The organism is Rhodopseudomonas sp. BAL398, assembly GCF_033001325.1.
Classification (GTDB): Bacteria; Pseudomonadota; Alphaproteobacteria; order Rhizobiales; family Xanthobacteraceae; genus JARJEH01.
Map to the genome: position 1 here is coordinate 5,787,462 of NZ_CP133111.1, position 15,524 is coordinate 5,802,985.

Below are 15,524 nucleotides of genomic sequence, written 5' to 3' on the forward strand. Positions count from 1 at the left end.
ACGCCATCCTTCGATCTCTCAGCGGCGTGATCATCGACGTCAGCGCCGAAACGCTGCGCATGGCTAACAGGGGGTTGAGGACGCATGGACGCCATCATTCTGCAGATCCTGAACGGGCTCGACAAAGGCGGGGCCTACGCGCTGATCGCGCTCGGGCTGACGCTGGCGTTCGGCACGCTCGGCATCGTCAATTTCGCACATGGCGCGCTGTTCATGCTCGGCGCGTTTTGCGCCGTTACTTTCAACAAGCTGCTGACGCTGGAAACCATTCGGGTTGATCCGACCCGGATGACCCCATGGGGCTCGCCGCTCGAGATCAAGACGCCCTATGTCCAGGCCATGCTCGGCGATTGGGGCAAGTTTCTGATCGACTACTCGGTCCCGGTCTCGATCCTGGTGGCGATCCCGGTGATGCTGCTGCTGGGCGTGATCATGGAACGCGGCCTGATCCGGTTCTTCTACAAGCGCCCGCATGCCGACCAGATCCTGGTGACGTTCGGCCTGGCGATCGTGCTGCAGGAGATCGTCAAGCAGATGTTCGGCGCCAATCCGATTCCGCAGGCCGCGCCGGGGATGTTCTCCGGCAGCCTGCAGATCACCAGCACGATCGTCTATCCCTATTGGCGCATCGTCTATCTGGCATTTTCACTCGGCGTGATCGCCGCCGTGTTCGCCTTCCTGCAGCTCACCACTTTCGGCATGGTGGTGCGGGCCGGGATGGCGGATCGTGAGACCGTCGGCCTGCTCGGCATCAATATCGAGCGGCGCTTTACCATCGTGTTCGGGATCGCGGCCGTGGTGGCCGGCGTCGCCGGGGTGATGTACACGCCGATCCTGCCGCCGGACTATCACATGGGCATGGATTTCCTGGTGTTGTCCTTCGTGGTCGTGGTGGTCGGCGGCATGGGGTCGCTGCCGGGCGCGGTACTGGCCGGATTTCTGCTCGGGATCCTGCAATCCTTCGCCTCGATGAACGAGATCAAATCCCTGGTGCCTGGCATCGACCAGATCATCATTTACCTGATCGCCGTCGCCATTCTGTTGGTCCGCCCCCGCGGATTGATGGGGCGCAAAGGCGTGATGGAGAGCTGATCAGATGAAGCACACCTCCAAACTTGCCGACTGGATCCTGCTGGCCTGCTTCATCATTGCGATGGTGGCGGCGCCGATCATCCTCAAACCGATCGGAGCCGGCTATCCGGATCTGCTGCAGAAATTCGCGATCTACGGGATCTTTGCGATCGGCTTCAACATCCTGTTCGGTCTCACCGGCTATCTGTCGTTCGGCCATGCCGCGTTTCTTGGCGTCGGCTCCTATGCCGCGGTGTGGTCGTTCAAATTGCTGTCGATGGATCTGCTGCCGGCAATCCTGCTGTCGGTGCTGATGGCCGCGCTGCTGGCGCTGGTGATCGGCTTCATCAGCCTGCGGCGCTCCGGGATCTACTTCTCGATCCTGACGCTGGCCTTCGCGCAGATGTGCTACAACATGGCCTATTCGGTGCTGACGCCGATCACCAATGGCGAAACCGGCCTGCGCGTGTTGCGGCACGATCCGCGCTATCTCGACGCCGCGCTCGGCAATACCGGGTTCACCCCGTCGCTGCTCGGCATGGAGATCACCGGCTGGACCGGTTATTACATCTGCGGCACGATTCTCTGTGCGGCCTTCGGCCTGTCGATCGCGGTGTTCCGTTCGCCATTCGGGATGACGCTGCGTGCCATCAAATCCAACCAGAACCGGATGGGCTATACCGGCTATCACAGCCGGCCCTATCTGCTCAGCGCCTTCATCATTTCGGGCATGTATGCGGGGCTTGCCGGTTCGTTGCTGGCGGCCACCGATCCGCTGGCCGGCGCCGAGCGGATGCAGTGGACGGCGTCCGGCGAGGTGGTGCTGATGACCATCCTGGGCGGCGCCGGAACGCTGGTCGGCCCGGTGCTCGGCACCGGCCTGATCAAATATTTCGAGAATATCTTCTCGGCCTATAATGAGCAGCAATTGTTGTCGATCTTCTCCTTCGTGCCGGATTCGATCCGCGAAGGTCTGGTCAAGACCCTGGGCCTGTTCGTGGGCGAAGGCTGGCAGCTCACGCTGGGGCTGCTGTTCATGGGCGTCGTCATCTTCCTGCCCGGCGGCATCATGGAAGGCGTGATGCGGATCTTCGGCGTCAAGCACACCCCGAAGGTCAAGTCGCTCGGCGATTCGCCGCAACGCGACGCCATCGGCGAGAGCGTGATCGAGGAAATGCCGAAGGGCCACGGCGCGCCGGGGGCGCCGAAACGGCCCCTTGACGCCAAGACGAAGGCGACCACGCCATGAGTGCGACCAACGACATCATCTTTCACATCGATCACGTCTCCAAGACCTTTTCCGGTCTGCAGGCGCTCAGCGACGTCAATCTCGACATCCGCCGCGGCGAGACCCATGCCATCATCGGTCCCAACGGCGCCGGCAAGTCGACGCTGCTCAATGTCTGCGTCGGCGTCATCGAACCGACCAAGGGCAAGGTGCTGTTCTCCGGCACCGAGCTGACCGGACTGCCGCCCTACGAGATCAACCAGCTTGGTGTCGCGCGGGTGTTCCAGACCCCGGAAATCTTCGGCGATCTCACCGTGATCGAGAATGTGATGATGGCGATGCTGTCGCACCGCGACGGCGCGTTTCGCCTGAAACTGGTGTCGCGTTTCGACGAGCAGGGCGAAATCGGCCAGCGTTCGATCAAGGAGCTCGGCAATCTCGGGTTGGGCGAGCACATCTATCATCTGGCGGGTTCGCTCTCGCGCGGCGACAAGCGGCGGCTCGAAATGGTGATGAGCCTGGTGCAGAAGCCGAAGCTGTTGCTGCTGGATGAGCCCACCGCCGGCATGGCCCGCGCCGACACCAACGCCACCATCGAAATCCTGAAGACCATCAAACAATCCGGCATGACCATCGTCATCATCGAGCACGACATGCATGTGGTGTTTTCGCTGGCCGATCGGATCACCGTGCTGGCCGGCGGCTGCGTGATCGCGCAGGGCGTGCCGGACGAGATCAAGGGCAATCCGAAAGTGATCGAGGCCTATCTCGGTGAGGAGCAGGTATGAGCGTTGAGACCGAAACCCGCCCGGCCGAGGCCGGCTCCGCCGAGCCGTTCTTCTCCTGCCGTGGCATCGACGCCTATTATGGCGACAGCTATATCGTGCAGAATGTGTCGTTCTCGCTCAACAAGGGCGAGATCCTGGCGCTGCTCGGCCGCAACGGCGCCGGCAAGACCTCGACGCTGCGCGCCATCGCCCGGGCTTCGACGCCGGTGCTGCACAGCGGTGAAATCATGCTCGACGGCGTCAAGCTGCACGGCAAGCCGAATTACGTCGCGGCCGAGGCCGGCGTGCAACTGGTCCAGGAAGATCGCCGCATCATTCCGGGCATGACGGTCGAACAGAACCTGCAACTGGCGATCATCTCGGGCAGCATCGGCTGGTCGTTCGAGCGGATCTACGAGCTGTTTCCGCGGTTGGCAGAGCGCCGCAAGCAGGAGGGCGTGACGCTGTCCGGCGGCGAGCAGCAGATGCTCGCCATCGCCCGCGCGCTGGCCCGCGATCTCAAGCTGCTGCTGCTCGACGAGCCCTATGAGGGACTGGCGCCGGTGATCCGCCAGGATATCGCCCGGGCGCTGAAGGAAGTCCGCGCCGCCGGCATTACCAGCATCATTGTCGAACAGAACGCGGTGGCGGCGTTGCAGCTGTCCGACCGCGCCGTGATCCTCGACACCGGCGAAGTGGTGTTCGACGGCTCGGCGCAATTCGTTCTCGACAGCGAGGATCTGCGTCACCGCTATCTGGCGATCTGATCGCCGCGGCGCGGCCGACGCGGCGGCGCGTGGCCGGGCGGGCATCGCCCACTCGGACTCATTCACCCACCGGGGCGTCTTTTGGCGTGCGCGTCGATCGGGCGTCGCTGCTGTTTTCGGATGTCTTCCATTCGTGATCGCTGAGGCGTTTCGGCGGCGTGCTGACGACGTTCGGCGGTACTTGCGGACCGCGGGCCGCTACCCGTCGCGGCTGATCACCGCCCGCTGGCGCATAGCGCCTCCACTTCGTTCGATCTGCATCAAATTTCTGCAGCCGCTGCCAGCGCAAAGACATAAAGCATGTCTATGTTGGGTGGCAGACATCTTGCCAAGCCCGACCGCGTCCCCCCCGGAGCTCCCATGGAAGACAGCACCAGACCATCCAATATCGGTATTGTGGTCTCGGTGCGCGGCAGCGTGGTGGATATCAGGTTCGACCGGCAGTTGCCGCCGATCTATACCGTGCTGCGCGCCGGCGTCGGCAACGCGATCGTGATCGAGGTGTTGGCGCAGCTGGATTCGCAGCATGTGCGCGGGATCGCGCTGACCCCGACCCAGGGGCTGGCGCGCGGCATGGCGGTGCAGGACAGCGGGGGGCCGCTACAGGCGCCGGTCGGCAAGGCGGTGTTGTCGCGGATGTTCGACGTGTTCGGCAACGCGATCGATCGCGTCGCCGCCCCAATCGATGTGCAATGGCGGTCGGTGCATCGCGCCCCGCCGTCGTTGGCGCGGCGCTCGACCAGATCGGAAATCTTCGAGACCGGCATCAAGGTCATCGACGTGCTGGTGCCGCTGGAGCGGGGCGGCAAGGCCGGGCTGTTCGGCGGCGCGGGCGTCGGCAAGACCGTGCTGTTGACCGAAATGATTCACAACATGATCGGGCATCACGAGGGCGTCAGCATCTTCTGCGGCATCGGCGAGCGTTGCCGCGAAGGGCAGGAGCTCTACGACGCGATGAAGGAAGCCAATGTGCTGCCCAATATGGTGATGGTGTTCGGCCAGATGAACGAGCCGCCGGGCGCGCGATTCCGGGTCGGCCATGCGGCGCTGACCATGGCCGAATATTTTCGCGACGACGAACACCGCGACGTCTTGCTGCTGGTCGACAATATTTTCCGCTTCATCCAGGCCGGCATGGAAGTGTCGGGACTGATGGGGCAGATGCCGTCGCGGCTGGGCTATCAGCCGACCATGGGTACCGAATTGTCGGGGCTGGAAGAGCGCATCGCCAATACCGACACCGGCGCCATCACCTCGATCCAGGCGGTCTATGTGCCGGCCGACGATTTCACCGATCCGGCGGCGGTGCACACCTTTTCGCATCTATCGGCCTCGATCGTGCTGTCGCGCGACCGCGCCAGCGAAGGGCTGTTTCCGGCGATCGATCCACTGCAATCCAGCTCCAAAATGGCGACGCCGGGCATTGTCGGCGAGCGGCATTATCGTCTGGCGCAGGAGATCCGCCGCACGCTGGCGCAATATGCCGAGCTCAAGGACATCATCGCCATGCTCGGTCTGGAGCAATTGTCGCCGGAGGATCGCAATGTGGTGGTCCGCGCCCGCCGGCTGGAGCGCTTTCTCACCCAGCCCTTCTTCACCACCGAGCAATTCACCGGCTTGAAGGGCAAGCTGGTCAGTCTCGCCGACGCGCTGGACGGCTGCGAGCGCATCCTCAACGACGAGTTCAAGGATTACCCGGAAAGCGCGCTTTATATGATCGGCGCGATCGACGAGGCCAAGGAGAAAGCAAAGCCGACGGCAAAACCGGCCGCCGCGGCCAAGCCCGATCGGGAGGTCGCCGATGCCGTCGACGTCGATGCATCTTAAGATTCTCCTGCCATTCCGGGTGTTTGCCGACAAGGCCGAGGTGCTGCGCATTGTCGCCGAAACCCGCGCCGGCTCGTTCGGCTTGCTGCCGCAACGGCTGGACTGCGTCGCCACGCTGGCGCCCGGCATCTTGACCTATCAGACCAAGGCGGATGGCGAGATCTTCGTCGCGGTGGACGAGGGCGTGCTGGTCAAGACCGGCGACCAGGTGTTGGTCTCGGTGCGCTGCGCTCACGGCGGCGCCGATCTCGATCAATTGCGCGCGGCGGTCGACCGCGAATTCCTGACCATGGACGGCCACGAACGAGACGTCCGCGCGGTGTTGGCGAAAATGGAGGGCGATCTGGTTCGGCGGATGGCGAGCATGCACCGTGACTGACGAATTCGAAGCCCCCGCGGCGAAGCCGCAACCCACGCTCGGCGAACAGGTCGGTGCCAAGGCGGCGCGCAAGCTGAAGGCGCGGCGGCACGCCGAGCGGGGCATCTGGTTCGGTCTCGGGATGATGGGGCTGATTGGCTGGTCGGTGGCGGTGCCGACCCTGCTCGGCGCGGCGCTCGGCCTGTGGCTCGACCGGCATTTTCCGAGCCGTCATGGTTGGACCCTGGCGCTGCTGGTGGCCGGGCTGTGCATCGGCTGTTTCAATGCCTGGTACTGGGTCGCCAATCAGGACAAGGCGATCCGCGAGGAGCAGGATGATGACAATGAATGAACTGCTGCCATTGCTGCTTGCCGGCATCGCTGGCTTGGCGCTCGGCGGTTTTTTCTTCGGCGGGCTGTGGTGGACGGTACGCAAGGTGGTGTCGTCGCCGCGGCCGGCGCTGTGGGTGTTCGGCAGCCTGCTGCTGCGAATGGCGATCGCCTTGTGCGGATTCTATCTGGTGTCGGGCGGAGACTGGCAGCGGCTGCTGAGTTGTCTCGTTGGATTCACGATCGCGCGCTTTGCCGTCACCCGGCTGACGCGGGGAGCGGGCGACGCCCGGTCCGGCGTCGCCAAGGAGGCCGGCTATGCGCCTTAGTCCCGATCAAATCATCTTCTGGCAAGTTGGATTCTTCAAGATCAACGGCACCATCGCGTTTACCTGGATGCTGATGCTGGTGCTGGTGGGGGGATCGATGCTGATCACCCGCAACCTGTCCACCGGACTCGAACGCTCGCGCTGGCAGGCGATGCTGGAAATCATCGTGATCGGCATCGAAAAGCAGATCGAGGACGTCGGCCTGCGCCATCCGAGGCGCTATATCGGCTTTCTCGGCACGTTGTTTTTGTTGATCGCCGCCGCCACCCTCTCCAGCCTGATTCCCGGCTTCGAGCCGCCGACCGGGTCGCTGTCGACCACGGCGGCGCTGGCGCTGTGCGTATTCGTGGTGGTGCCGTATTTCGGCGTCCGCGAGCAGGGCCTTGGCGGCTATCTGAAATCCTATATCGAGCCGACCTTCATCATGTTGCCGTTCAACATCATCAGCGAGGCGTCGCGGACCCTGGCGCTGGCGGTTCGCCTGTTCGGCAACATGATGAGCGGCGCGATGATCCTCGCCATCCTGCTGACCATCACGCCGTTCGTATTTCCGATCGCGATGAGCGCGCTCGGACTGCTGACCGGCATGGTGCAGGCTTACATTTTCAGCATTCTCGCCGCGGTCTATATCGCCTCCGCCACGCGCGTCAGCTCGTCCCGACACGAGCCCGACGCGTCGCGCTGAGGCGCCAACTTACCTCTCAAAGGACATGTCATGGATAGTGTCACGCTTATTGCCATCGCCTCGATCGTCACCGCCGGCCTGACGATCGCTGTGGGCAGCATCGGTCCCTCGCTCGGCGAAGGCCGCGCGGTCGCCACCGCCTTGAGTTCCTTGGCGCAGCAGCCCGATGCGGCGTCGACCATTACCCGGACCCTGTTCGTGGGCCTGGCGATGATCGAATCCGTGGCGATCTACTGCTTTGTGGTGTCGATGATTTTGATCTTCGCCAATCCGTTCTGGAATCACGTCATCGCCCAGGCCGCCGGGAAGTAGCCATGCTGATCGATTGGTTCACGGTCGCGGCGCAGGCGCTGAATTTCGTCATCCTGGTGTGGCTGTTGAAGCGGTTTTTGTACAAGCCGATCCTCGACGCGCTGGATGCGCGCGAGAATAGGATCGCCGCCGAACTGGCGGACGCCGCCGCCAAGCAGGCCGAGGCGCAACAGGAGCGCGATCAGTTTCAGCGCAAGAATGACGAGTTCGATCAGGCCCGTGCGGCGCTGCTCGGCAAGGCGACGGACGAGGCCAAGGCCGAGCGCCAGCGTCTGTTCGAGGCCGCGCGCACCGCCGCCGAGGCGTTGAGCCGCAAGCGCCAGGAGACGCTGCGCAACGATGCCGAAAATCTCAACCAGGCGATCGTTCGCCGCACCCAGCAAGAGGTGTTCGCGATCGCCCGCAAGGCGCTGGCCGACCTGGCCGGGGCCAGCCTGGAGCAGCGCATGGTGGAGGTGTTCGTGCGCAAGCTGGGCGCGCTCGACGCCGAGGTGAAGGACGGGCTGGCCCAGGCGCTGGCGTCGTCGTCGGAGCCGGCGCTGCTGCGCAGCGCCTTCGATCTGCCCGCCGAGCAACAGGCGACATTGCAGCAGGCGCTCAACGACAGCTTTGGCGGCGACATCAAGCTTCGCTACGAAACCGCGCCGGATCTGGTCAGCGGCATCGAATTTTCGACCAGCGGTCAGAAGCTGGCCTGGAGCATTGCCGATTATCTGGTGTCGCTGGAAGAGGGCATCGGCGAACTTCTGAAGGCCAAGGCAGCGCCGGAGACCACGACGGAGCCCAAAACCGAGGCCAAGGTCGAACCCAAATCGGAACTCAAGTCCGAGCCCAAGGTTGCGTCAAAGGACCAAGCCGTCGCGACGCCCGCCAAGCCGGCGACGCGATCGCGAAAGACCAAGACCGGATCGAAGCAGCAATGACCGCCGCGCCCGACAGCCTGCAGACCGTATTCGACCGCGCCTTCACCGAAATCGGCGCGGCGCGCGCGGCGTTTGCGCCCAAGCTGACCCCGCACGAAGTCGGCAGGGTGGTCAGTATCGCCACCGGCATCGCCAAAGTCTCCGGGCTTCCCGGCGTCGGATTCGAGGAATTGGTGGCGTTTCCCGGCGGCGTGCTCGGCATCGCCTTCAATGTCGACGAGGACGAAATCGGCGTGGTGCTGCTCGGTGACTATTGGCACCTGAACGCCGGCGACGAGGTGCGGCGCACCGGCCGGGTGATGGATGTGCTGGTCGGCGACGGATTGCTGGGGCGGGTGATCGATCCGCTCGGCCGGCCGCTCGACGGCAATGGCACGGTCGCGGCCGCCGGGCGGCGGCCGATCGAACGCCCTGCGCCGGCGATCATGGATCGTGCGCCGGTCACGGTGCCGCTGCAGACCGGGCTGAAGGTGATCGACGCGCTGATTCCGGTTGGCCGCGGCCAGCGCGAACTGATCCTCGGCGATCGCCAGACCGGCAAGACCGCGATCGCGATCGACACCATCCTCAACCAGCGCGGCAAGGATGTTCTGTGCATCTATTGCGCGATCGGCCAGCGCGCCTCGTCGGTGGCCAAGACGGTGGCGACGCTGCGCCAGCATGACGCGATGGACTACACCGTCCTGGTCGTCACCGAAGGCAATGATCCGCCCGGGCTGGCTTACATCGCGCCCTATGCGGCAACGTCGATCGGCGAATATTTCATGGAGCAGGGCCGCGACGTGCTGGTGGTCTATGATGATCTGACCCATCATGCGCGCGCCTATCGCGAATTGTCGCTGCTGCTGCGCCGGCCGCCCGGCCGCGAGGCGTTTCCCGGCGATATCTTCTATATTCACTCGCGGCTGCTGGAACGCGCGACGCATCTGCGCCCCGAACTCGGCGGCGGCTCGCTGACCGCGCTGCCGATCATCGAGACCGAGGCGCAGAACATCTCGGCCTATATTCCGACCAATCTGATCTCGATCACCGACGGCCAGATCTATCTGTCGCCGTCCTTGTTCGAGCTGGGCGTGCTGCCCGCCGTCGATGTCGGAAAATCCGTGTCGCGGGTCGGCGGCAAGGCGCAGCGCGCCGCCTATCGGGCGGTGGCGGGCGATCTCAAGCTGGCCTATGCGCAGTTCGAGGAGCTGGAGACCTTTGCCCGGTTCGGCGCGCGGCTGGATGACGACACCCGCAAGACCATCGCGCATGGACGGCGGATCCGGGCCTGTCTGAAGCAGCCGGAGTTTTCGCCGGTCGCGGTGCCGGCGCAGATCGCCGTGCTGCTGGCGCTGACCGCCGGATTGTTCGACGGCATCGCGCTCGATCGGATGATCGATGCGCAAAACGCGGTGCAGCAGGCGGCGGCCAACATCCCGGCGGAGATCGCGGCGCGTTTCGACAGCGCCGCCAAATTGGGCGACGCCGACCGCGAGGCGATCATCGAACTTGCCCGCCAGGCGCTGGCGCCGTTGCAGCCGGATGCCAGCGCGGCCCGGGCGGCGGACCAGCAGCCATGAGCGACACCGTCGAGGGGCTTCGCCGCAAGATCAGCAGCGCCGGGGATCTGCAGTCGGTGGTCCGCACCATGAAGGCGCTGGCGGCCTCCAGCATCGGCCAATACGAGAATTCGGTGCGCGCATTGAGCGATTATTATCGCACGGTCGAGCTCGGCCTCGGGGTGTGCTTCCGCGACCTCGTGCCGGTGGCTGCCGAGCCGGCGACGCCCCGGCCCGCCGATGTGGTCGGCGCCATCGTGTTCGGCTCCGATCAGGGATTGGTCGGACAGTTCAACGATCTGGTCGCGGACCACGCCATCAAGGCGCTGGCGGCGCTGCCTGGCGAGGTTCATGTCTGGGCGGTCGGCGAACGGGTTCACGCGCGCCTGGCGGATGCCGGGCTGCCGCTGGTCGGGTTGCTGGCGGTGCCCGGCTCGGTTGGGGCCATCACCCCGCTGGTGGCCGAGCTGCGGATCGAAACCGATGCGCGGCTGCCGCGCGATGACGGCGCCAGCCTGTGGGTGTTCCACAACCAGCCATTGTCGGGCTCGCTGTATCAGCCGGTCGGCCGCCGTTTGCTGCCACTCGATGCGCAATGGCAGCGCGGGCTGGCGAAGCTCGCCTGGCCGAGCGGAAACCTGCCGGAGGTGCTGGGTGGCGTGGCGACCTTGAAGGCGCTGATCGGCGAGTATCTGTTCATCTCGCTGTTCCGGGCCTGCGCCGAGTCACTGGCCAGCGAGAACGCCAGCCGGCTGGCGGCGATGCAACGCGCCGACAAGAACATCAGGGATCTGCTGGATCATCTGCATGGCGCCTTCCACCAGCTGCGCCAGAGCAGCATTGACGAGGAGTTGTTCGACGTGATCTCAGGGTTCGACGCCTTGGGCGGCGCGCGGCAGCATCGAAAGGAATCAAGATGAAAATCAACACCAAGGACTTTCGCGTCGGGGAGGGCGATCACGTCAAGCTCGACAAATGGCCGACCAAGGTGAAGCCGGTCTACAAGTCCAAGGAGCACTACGAGACCATGCTCGCCGAACAGGTCGCGGAGCTCAGCAAGCAGCAGCAGCTGCTCTATGCGTCCGATAGCCATGCCATTCTGCTGATCTTCCAGGCGATGGACGCAGCCGGCAAGGATGGCGCGATCCGCCATGTGATGTCGGGCGTCAATCCGCAGGGATGCCAGGTGTTCAGCTTCAAACATCCCAGCGCCGCGGAGCTCGAACACGATTTTCTCTGGCGCACCACGCGCGCTTTGCCCGAGCGCGGCCGGATCGGAATCTTTAACCGCTCCTATTACGAGGAGGTGCTGATCGTCCGTGTCCATCCGGATATTCTGCGCAGCGAATCGATTCCGGAGACGCCGCATCACGACAAGAAACTCTGGGAGGGGCGCTATCGCTCGATCGTCGACATGGAAAGACACCTGCAAGCCAACGGCACGCGGATCGTCAAATTCTTTCTGCATCTGTCGAAGGATGAGCAGCGCAAGCGGTTCCTGGCGCGGATCGACGACCCCGACAAGAACTGGAAGTTCAGCGAGGCCGACATCGAGGAGCGCAAATACTGGAAGGACTACATGAAGGCCTATGAACACTGCCTCAGCGAGACCAGCACCGAGCACGCGCCATGGTATGTCGTGCCGGCGGACGACAAGGAAAATGCCCGCCTGATTGTCTCCGAGGTGATCGTCGACGCGCTGCAATCGCTCAAGATGAGCTATCCGAAAACCACCCCCGCGCGCCACAAGGAACTGCTCAAACTCCGCAAGGAATTGGTGAAGTAGGTTTGCGCGGCGGCGCTCGGTCATGAAGCCGAGCGCAAAGCGGTGCTATGCGATACTCCCGGATGCGATCGCCGCGCGAGCGCGGTCGCATCCGGCTGTTATGCAAGATGATGCCCACCAAAATGCAATCGGAAGAAATCATGTCGCTTCAAGGCAAGAGGGGATTGATCGTCGGAATCGCCAATGAGCACAGCATCGCCTATGGCTGCGCCAAGGTGCTTGCCGATGCCGGCGCAGAACTGGCGATCACCTATCTGAACGACAAGGCCAAGCCCTACGTCGCGCCGCTGGCCGACCAGCTCGCATGCCCGATCCTGGTGCCCTGCGACGTGCGCGAGCCGGGCCAGCTCGAAGCGGTGTTCGCGGAAATCGAAAAGCGCTGGGGCAGGCTGGATTTCCTGCTGCATTCGATCGCCTATGCGCCGCGGGACGATCTGCACGGCCGCGTGGTCGATTGCTCGCAGGCCGGGTTCGCCGAGGCGATGGATGTGTCGTGCCATTCCTTCATCCGAATGGCGCGGCTGGCCGAGCCGCTGATGGCGCAAGGTGGATGCCTGCTGACCGTCACCTTCTATGGCTCCGAAAAGGTGGTCGAGGATTACAATCTGATGGGGCCGGTGAAGGCCGCGCTGGAAAGTTCGGTGCGCTATATGGCGGTCGAACTCGGCGCCAAGCGGATCCGGGTGCACGCCCTGTCGCCCGGGCCGCTGAAGACCCGCGCCGCCTCGGGCATCGCGCGGTTCGACGAGTTGCTGGAGCGGGCGCGCGCGCGCACCCCCGAGCACCGGCTGGTGTCGATCGAAGACGTCGGCAATCTCGCGGCCTTTCTGGTGAGCGACGGCGCAAGCGCGTTGACCGGCAACATCGCCTATATCGATGCCGGCTATCATATCGTCGGCTGATGTCGCAACGCTGCGGGAGCTGGAGATGGAGCAGATCGAGAACCGCACCTTCGACGAGATTCGGGTGGGAGACACTGCGAGTCTGGTTCGGACGCTGAGCTACCAGGACATCGAACTGTTCGCGATCATGTCGGGCGACGTCAATCCGATGCATGTCGACGCCGATTTCGCCAAGAGCGATCAGTTTCATCAGGTCATCGCCCATGGGATGTGGGGCGGGGCGCTGATCTCGACGCTGCTCGGCACCCAATTGCCGGGTCCGGGCACTATCTATTTGGATCAGTCGCTGCGTTTCCGCCATCCGGTGCGGCTCGGCGATACCGTCACCGTGACGGTGCAGGTGACCGAGAAGGCCGAGACCAAGCACAAGGTGCTGCTCGACTGCCGCGCCACCAACCAGCGCGGCGAGGAGGTGATCGTCGGCATTGCCGAAGTGATCGCGCCGCTGGAAAAGATCTCGCGGCCGCGGGTGCTGCTGCCCGAGGTCGATCTGCATCGCAGCGGCCGGCGCTATGAGCGCCTGATCGATATGACCAAAGGGCTTGCGCCGATCCGCACCGCGGTGGTGCACCCGGTCGACGCGCCGTCGCTGCTGGGCGCCATCGACGCCGCCCGAGCCGGGCTGATCGTGCCGGTGCTGATCGGTCCGGAGCCGAAGATCCGCGCCGCCGCCGCCCAGGCCGGACTCGATCTGGCGGCTTACGACATCGTCGCCACCGCCCACAGCGACGCCGCGGCGGCGGCCGCGGTGGCGATGGCGCGCGCCGGCCAGGTCGACGCGCTGATGAAGGGGGCGCTGCATACCGATGAATTGATGCGCGCGGTGGTCGATCACGATCTCGGCCTGCGCACCGATCGGCGCATCAGCCACGTCTATGCGATCGACGCGCCGGCCTATCCGCGGGCGCTGCTGGTCACCGACGCGGCGATCAACATCTATCCGACGCTGGCCGACAAGCGCGACATCATCCAGAACGCGATCGAGCTGGCGCATGCACTCGATATCCCGCAGCCGCGGGTGGCGATCCTGTCGGCGGTCGAGACCGTGACCGAAAGCATCCGCTCCACCCTCGACGCCGCGGCGCTGTGCAAGATGGCCGATCGCGGCCAGATCACCGGCGGCATTCTCGACGGGCCGCTGGCCTTCGACAATGCGGTGTCGATCGAAGCGGCGAAGACCAAGGGGATCGTCTCGCCGGTCGCCGGCCGCGCCGACATCTTCGTGGTGCCGGATCTGGAGGCCGGCAATATGCTGGCAAAGCAGCTGGAATACCTCGCCGAGGCGGAGGTCGCCGGGATCGTGCTCGGCGCCCGGGTGCCGATCATCCTGACCAGCCGCGCCGACAAGACGCTGGCGCGGCTCGGCTCCTGCGCGATTGCGCTGCTGCTGGCGCGGCACAAGGCCGGAGCGTTGCCATGAGCGAGGTCATAATCGTTCTCAATGCCGGATCCTCCAGCATCAAATTCGCGCTGTTCGAGGCGCATATGCGACCGACCCCGCAACATTTGATCTGCGACGGCGCGTTCGACGGCATCGGCCACCGCGTGCATTTCACCGCCACGGATCGCGCCGGTGCGGTGCTGGCCGACGACCATCTGCCGAAAGCGACCAGTCATGAGGACGCGATTGCCGGATTGATCGGCTGGATCGAGCGCACATTTCCGGATCGGGCGCTGGCCGCGGCGGGCCATCGCGTCGTGCATGGCGGGTTGGTCTTCACAGCACCGGTGCGCGTCGATGCCGTGGTCCTGCATGCTCTGCGCGAGCTCGTTCCGCTGGCGCCGCTGCATCAGCCGCATAACCTCGCCGCGATCGAGGCGCTGGCCAAGCTGCACCCGTCCTTGCCGCAGGTGGCGTGCTTCGACACCGGCTTTCATCATACCCAGCCGGAGGTCGCGGCGGCGTTCGCGCTGCCGCGACGCATCACCGCGCAGGGCGTCCGGCGCTACGGCTTTCACGGCCTGTCCTATGAATACATCGCCAGCGTGTTGCCTGCCACGCTCGGCGCCGTCGCCGCCGAGGGCAAAATCGTCGTGGCGCATCTCGGCGGCGGCTCCAGCCTGTGCGCGATGCACGAACGCGCCAGCGTGGCGACCACGATGGGCTTCACCGCGCTCGACGGGCTGCCGATGGGAAGCCGTTGCGGCAATCTCGACCCAGGCGCGGTGCTGTATCTGATCCAGCAGCAAGGCATGACCGCGGCGGCGGTCAACGACATGTTGTATCATGCCTCGGGCATGCTCGGCGTCTCCGGCGTCAGCGACGATATGCGGACTCTGCTGGCGAGCGCGGACCCGCACGCCAAGGAGGCGATCGACTTGTTCGTCTACCGGATCGGCCGCGAGTTGGGCTCGCTCGCCGCAGCGCTCGGTGGGCTCGATGCGCTGGTGTTCACCGGCGGCATCGGCGAACACGCCACCGAGATCCGCCGCCTGGTCTGCGCGCAGGCCGGATGGCTCGGCGTGACGCTCGATGCTGCGGCCAACGCCGCCGGCGCCGCGCGCATCACCATCGCCGACAGCAAAACATCGGTCTGGGTGATTCCGACCAATGAAGACCTGATGATCGCGCGGCACGTGTGGCGCTTGATCGAGCGGGGCGCTCAGACGAAGGGATGAGGAACCTTCCTGTTGGCTGGCCGTTGCGAGGCCAACGGGACCGTTGTGGGCGACAATGAGCGCCGTGGACAATGAACGC

The 15,524-nt window shown here is 64.7% G+C and carries 17 protein-coding genes; all 17 read left to right on the top strand.

Translation table 11 applies throughout. The features are described 5' to 3' along the window. Positions 1-84: 84 nt before the first annotated feature. The 17 genes from RBJ75_RS27190 to RBJ75_RS27270 all read left to right on the top strand — a co-directional run bounded on the left by RBJ75_RS27190 (position 85) and on the right by RBJ75_RS27270 (position 15,445). Positions 85-1,092, top strand: coding sequence for a branched-chain amino acid ABC transporter permease (locus RBJ75_RS27190; RefSeq protein ID WP_044414177.1), 1,008 nt, complete (start codon positions 85-87; stop codon positions 1,090-1,092). Between the two features lie 4 nt (positions 1,093-1,096). Then, positions 1,097-2,320, top strand: coding sequence for a branched-chain amino acid ABC transporter permease (locus RBJ75_RS27195; RefSeq protein ID WP_044414179.1), 1,224 nt, complete (start codon positions 1,097-1,099; stop codon positions 2,318-2,320). Next, positions 2,317-3,087, top strand: a complete 771-nt coding sequence (locus tag RBJ75_RS27200) for an ABC transporter ATP-binding protein (protein WP_044414182.1) — start codon at positions 2,317-2,319, stop codon at positions 3,085-3,087. Before RBJ75_RS27195 ends, RBJ75_RS27200 begins: the two co-directional genes overlap by 4 nt. Then, entirely contained in the window at positions 3,084-3,833 is a 750-nt protein-coding gene (locus RBJ75_RS27205) for an ABC transporter ATP-binding protein (RefSeq protein WP_044414185.1), read from the top strand. The genes RBJ75_RS27200 and RBJ75_RS27205 overlap by 4 nt, the downstream gene beginning before the upstream one ends. A 360-nt stretch (positions 3,834-4,193) precedes the next feature. Next, positions 4,194-5,660, top strand: a complete 1,467-nt coding sequence (gene atpD / locus RBJ75_RS27210) for a F0F1 ATP synthase subunit beta (RefSeq protein WP_044414188.1) — start codon at positions 4,194-4,196, stop codon at positions 5,658-5,660. Next, positions 5,635-6,039: a F0F1 ATP synthase subunit epsilon gene (locus RBJ75_RS27215; protein WP_201776322.1), complete on the top strand. Its 405-nt coding sequence runs from the start codon at positions 5,635-5,637 to the stop codon at positions 6,037-6,039. Before atpD ends, RBJ75_RS27215 begins: the two co-directional genes overlap by 26 nt. Next, a complete protein-coding gene (locus RBJ75_RS27220; RefSeq protein WP_044414191.1) occupies positions 6,032-6,370 on the top strand; it encodes an AtpZ/AtpI family protein in 339 nt (112 codons plus the stop codon). The genes RBJ75_RS27215 and RBJ75_RS27220 overlap by 8 nt, the downstream gene beginning before the upstream one ends. Continuing rightward, positions 6,363-6,677 (top strand): ATP synthase subunit I, encoded by a 315-nt coding sequence (locus RBJ75_RS27225; RefSeq protein WP_044414194.1) that lies wholly within the window; start codon positions 6,363-6,365, stop codon positions 6,675-6,677. Before RBJ75_RS27220 ends, RBJ75_RS27225 begins: the two co-directional genes overlap by 8 nt. After that, entirely contained in the window at positions 6,667-7,362 is a 696-nt protein-coding gene (locus tag RBJ75_RS27230) for a F0F1 ATP synthase subunit A (RefSeq protein WP_044414197.1), read from the top strand. Before RBJ75_RS27225 ends, RBJ75_RS27230 begins: the two co-directional genes overlap by 11 nt. A gap of 30 nt (positions 7,363-7,392) precedes the next feature. Continuing rightward, positions 7,393-7,674: a F0F1 ATP synthase subunit C gene (locus RBJ75_RS27235; protein ID WP_044414199.1), complete on the top strand. Its 282-nt coding sequence runs from the start codon at positions 7,393-7,395 to the stop codon at positions 7,672-7,674. 2 nt (positions 7,675-7,676) lie between these two features. Further along, a complete protein-coding gene (locus tag RBJ75_RS27240; RefSeq protein WP_044414202.1) occupies positions 7,677-8,597 on the top strand; it encodes an ATP synthase subunit B in 921 nt (306 codons plus the stop codon). Then, positions 8,594-10,159 (top strand): alternate F1F0 ATPase, F1 subunit alpha, encoded by a 1,566-nt coding sequence (locus tag RBJ75_RS27245; RefSeq protein WP_044414205.1) that lies wholly within the window; start codon positions 8,594-8,596, stop codon positions 10,157-10,159. The genes RBJ75_RS27240 and RBJ75_RS27245 overlap by 4 nt, the downstream gene beginning before the upstream one ends. Then, positions 10,156-11,058: a F0F1 ATP synthase subunit gamma gene (locus RBJ75_RS27250; RefSeq protein WP_044414208.1), complete on the top strand. Its 903-nt coding sequence runs from the start codon at positions 10,156-10,158 to the stop codon at positions 11,056-11,058. Before RBJ75_RS27245 ends, RBJ75_RS27250 begins: the two co-directional genes overlap by 4 nt. Continuing rightward, positions 11,055-11,924, top strand: coding sequence for an ADP-polyphosphate phosphotransferase (locus RBJ75_RS27255; RefSeq protein WP_044414211.1), 870 nt, complete (start codon positions 11,055-11,057; stop codon positions 11,922-11,924). The genes RBJ75_RS27250 and RBJ75_RS27255 overlap by 4 nt, the downstream gene beginning before the upstream one ends. A gap of 140 nt (positions 11,925-12,064) precedes the next feature. Next, positions 12,065-12,826: an enoyl-ACP reductase FabI gene (gene fabI, locus RBJ75_RS27260; protein WP_044414219.1), complete on the top strand. Its 762-nt coding sequence runs from the start codon at positions 12,065-12,067 to the stop codon at positions 12,824-12,826. Between the two features lie 25 nt (positions 12,827-12,851). Next, positions 12,852-14,246 (top strand): bifunctional enoyl-CoA hydratase/phosphate acetyltransferase, encoded by a 1,395-nt coding sequence (locus tag RBJ75_RS27265; RefSeq protein WP_276156307.1) that lies wholly within the window; start codon positions 12,852-12,854, stop codon positions 14,244-14,246. Beyond that, complete coding sequence (locus RBJ75_RS27270; protein WP_044414995.1) at positions 14,243-15,445, top strand: acetate/propionate family kinase; 1,203 nt, start codon at positions 14,243-14,245, stop codon at positions 15,443-15,445. The genes RBJ75_RS27265 and RBJ75_RS27270 overlap by 4 nt, the downstream gene beginning before the upstream one ends. Positions 15,446-15,524: the final 79 nt, after the last annotated feature.

Coding starts and splice junctions, on each gene's coding strand:
- RBJ75_RS27190 (WP_044414177.1), top strand. CDS start 85: ATGGACGCCATCATTCTGCAGATCCTGAACGGGCTCGACAAAGGCGGG.
- RBJ75_RS27195 (WP_044414179.1), top strand. CDS start 1,097: ATGAAGCACACCTCCAAACTTGCCGACTGGATCCTGCTGGCCTGCTTC.
- RBJ75_RS27200 (WP_044414182.1), top strand. CDS start 2,317: ATGAGTGCGACCAACGACATCATCTTTCACATCGATCACGTCTCCAAG.
- RBJ75_RS27205 (WP_044414185.1), top strand. CDS start 3,084: ATGAGCGTTGAGACCGAAACCCGCCCGGCCGAGGCCGGCTCCGCCGAG.
- atpD (WP_044414188.1), top strand. CDS start 4,194: ATGGAAGACAGCACCAGACCATCCAATATCGGTATTGTGGTCTCGGTG.
- RBJ75_RS27215 (WP_201776322.1), top strand. CDS start 5,635: ATGCCGTCGACGTCGATGCATCTTAAGATTCTCCTGCCATTCCGGGTG.
- RBJ75_RS27225 (WP_044414194.1), top strand. CDS start 6,363: ATGAATGAACTGCTGCCATTGCTGCTTGCCGGCATCGCTGGCTTGGCG.
- RBJ75_RS27230 (WP_044414197.1), top strand. CDS start 6,667: ATGCGCCTTAGTCCCGATCAAATCATCTTCTGGCAAGTTGGATTCTTC.
- RBJ75_RS27235 (WP_044414199.1), top strand. CDS start 7,393: ATGGATAGTGTCACGCTTATTGCCATCGCCTCGATCGTCACCGCCGGC.
- RBJ75_RS27240 (WP_044414202.1), top strand. CDS start 7,677: ATGCTGATCGATTGGTTCACGGTCGCGGCGCAGGCGCTGAATTTCGTC.
- RBJ75_RS27245 (WP_044414205.1), top strand. CDS start 8,594: ATGACCGCCGCGCCCGACAGCCTGCAGACCGTATTCGACCGCGCCTTC.
- RBJ75_RS27250 (WP_044414208.1), top strand. CDS start 10,156: ATGAGCGACACCGTCGAGGGGCTTCGCCGCAAGATCAGCAGCGCCGGG.
- RBJ75_RS27255 (WP_044414211.1), top strand. CDS start 11,055: ATGAAAATCAACACCAAGGACTTTCGCGTCGGGGAGGGCGATCACGTC.
- fabI (WP_044414219.1), top strand. CDS start 12,065: ATGTCGCTTCAAGGCAAGAGGGGATTGATCGTCGGAATCGCCAATGAG.
- RBJ75_RS27265 (WP_276156307.1), top strand. CDS start 12,852: ATGGAGCAGATCGAGAACCGCACCTTCGACGAGATTCGGGTGGGAGAC.
- RBJ75_RS27270 (WP_044414995.1), top strand. CDS start 14,243: ATGAGCGAGGTCATAATCGTTCTCAATGCCGGATCCTCCAGCATCAAA.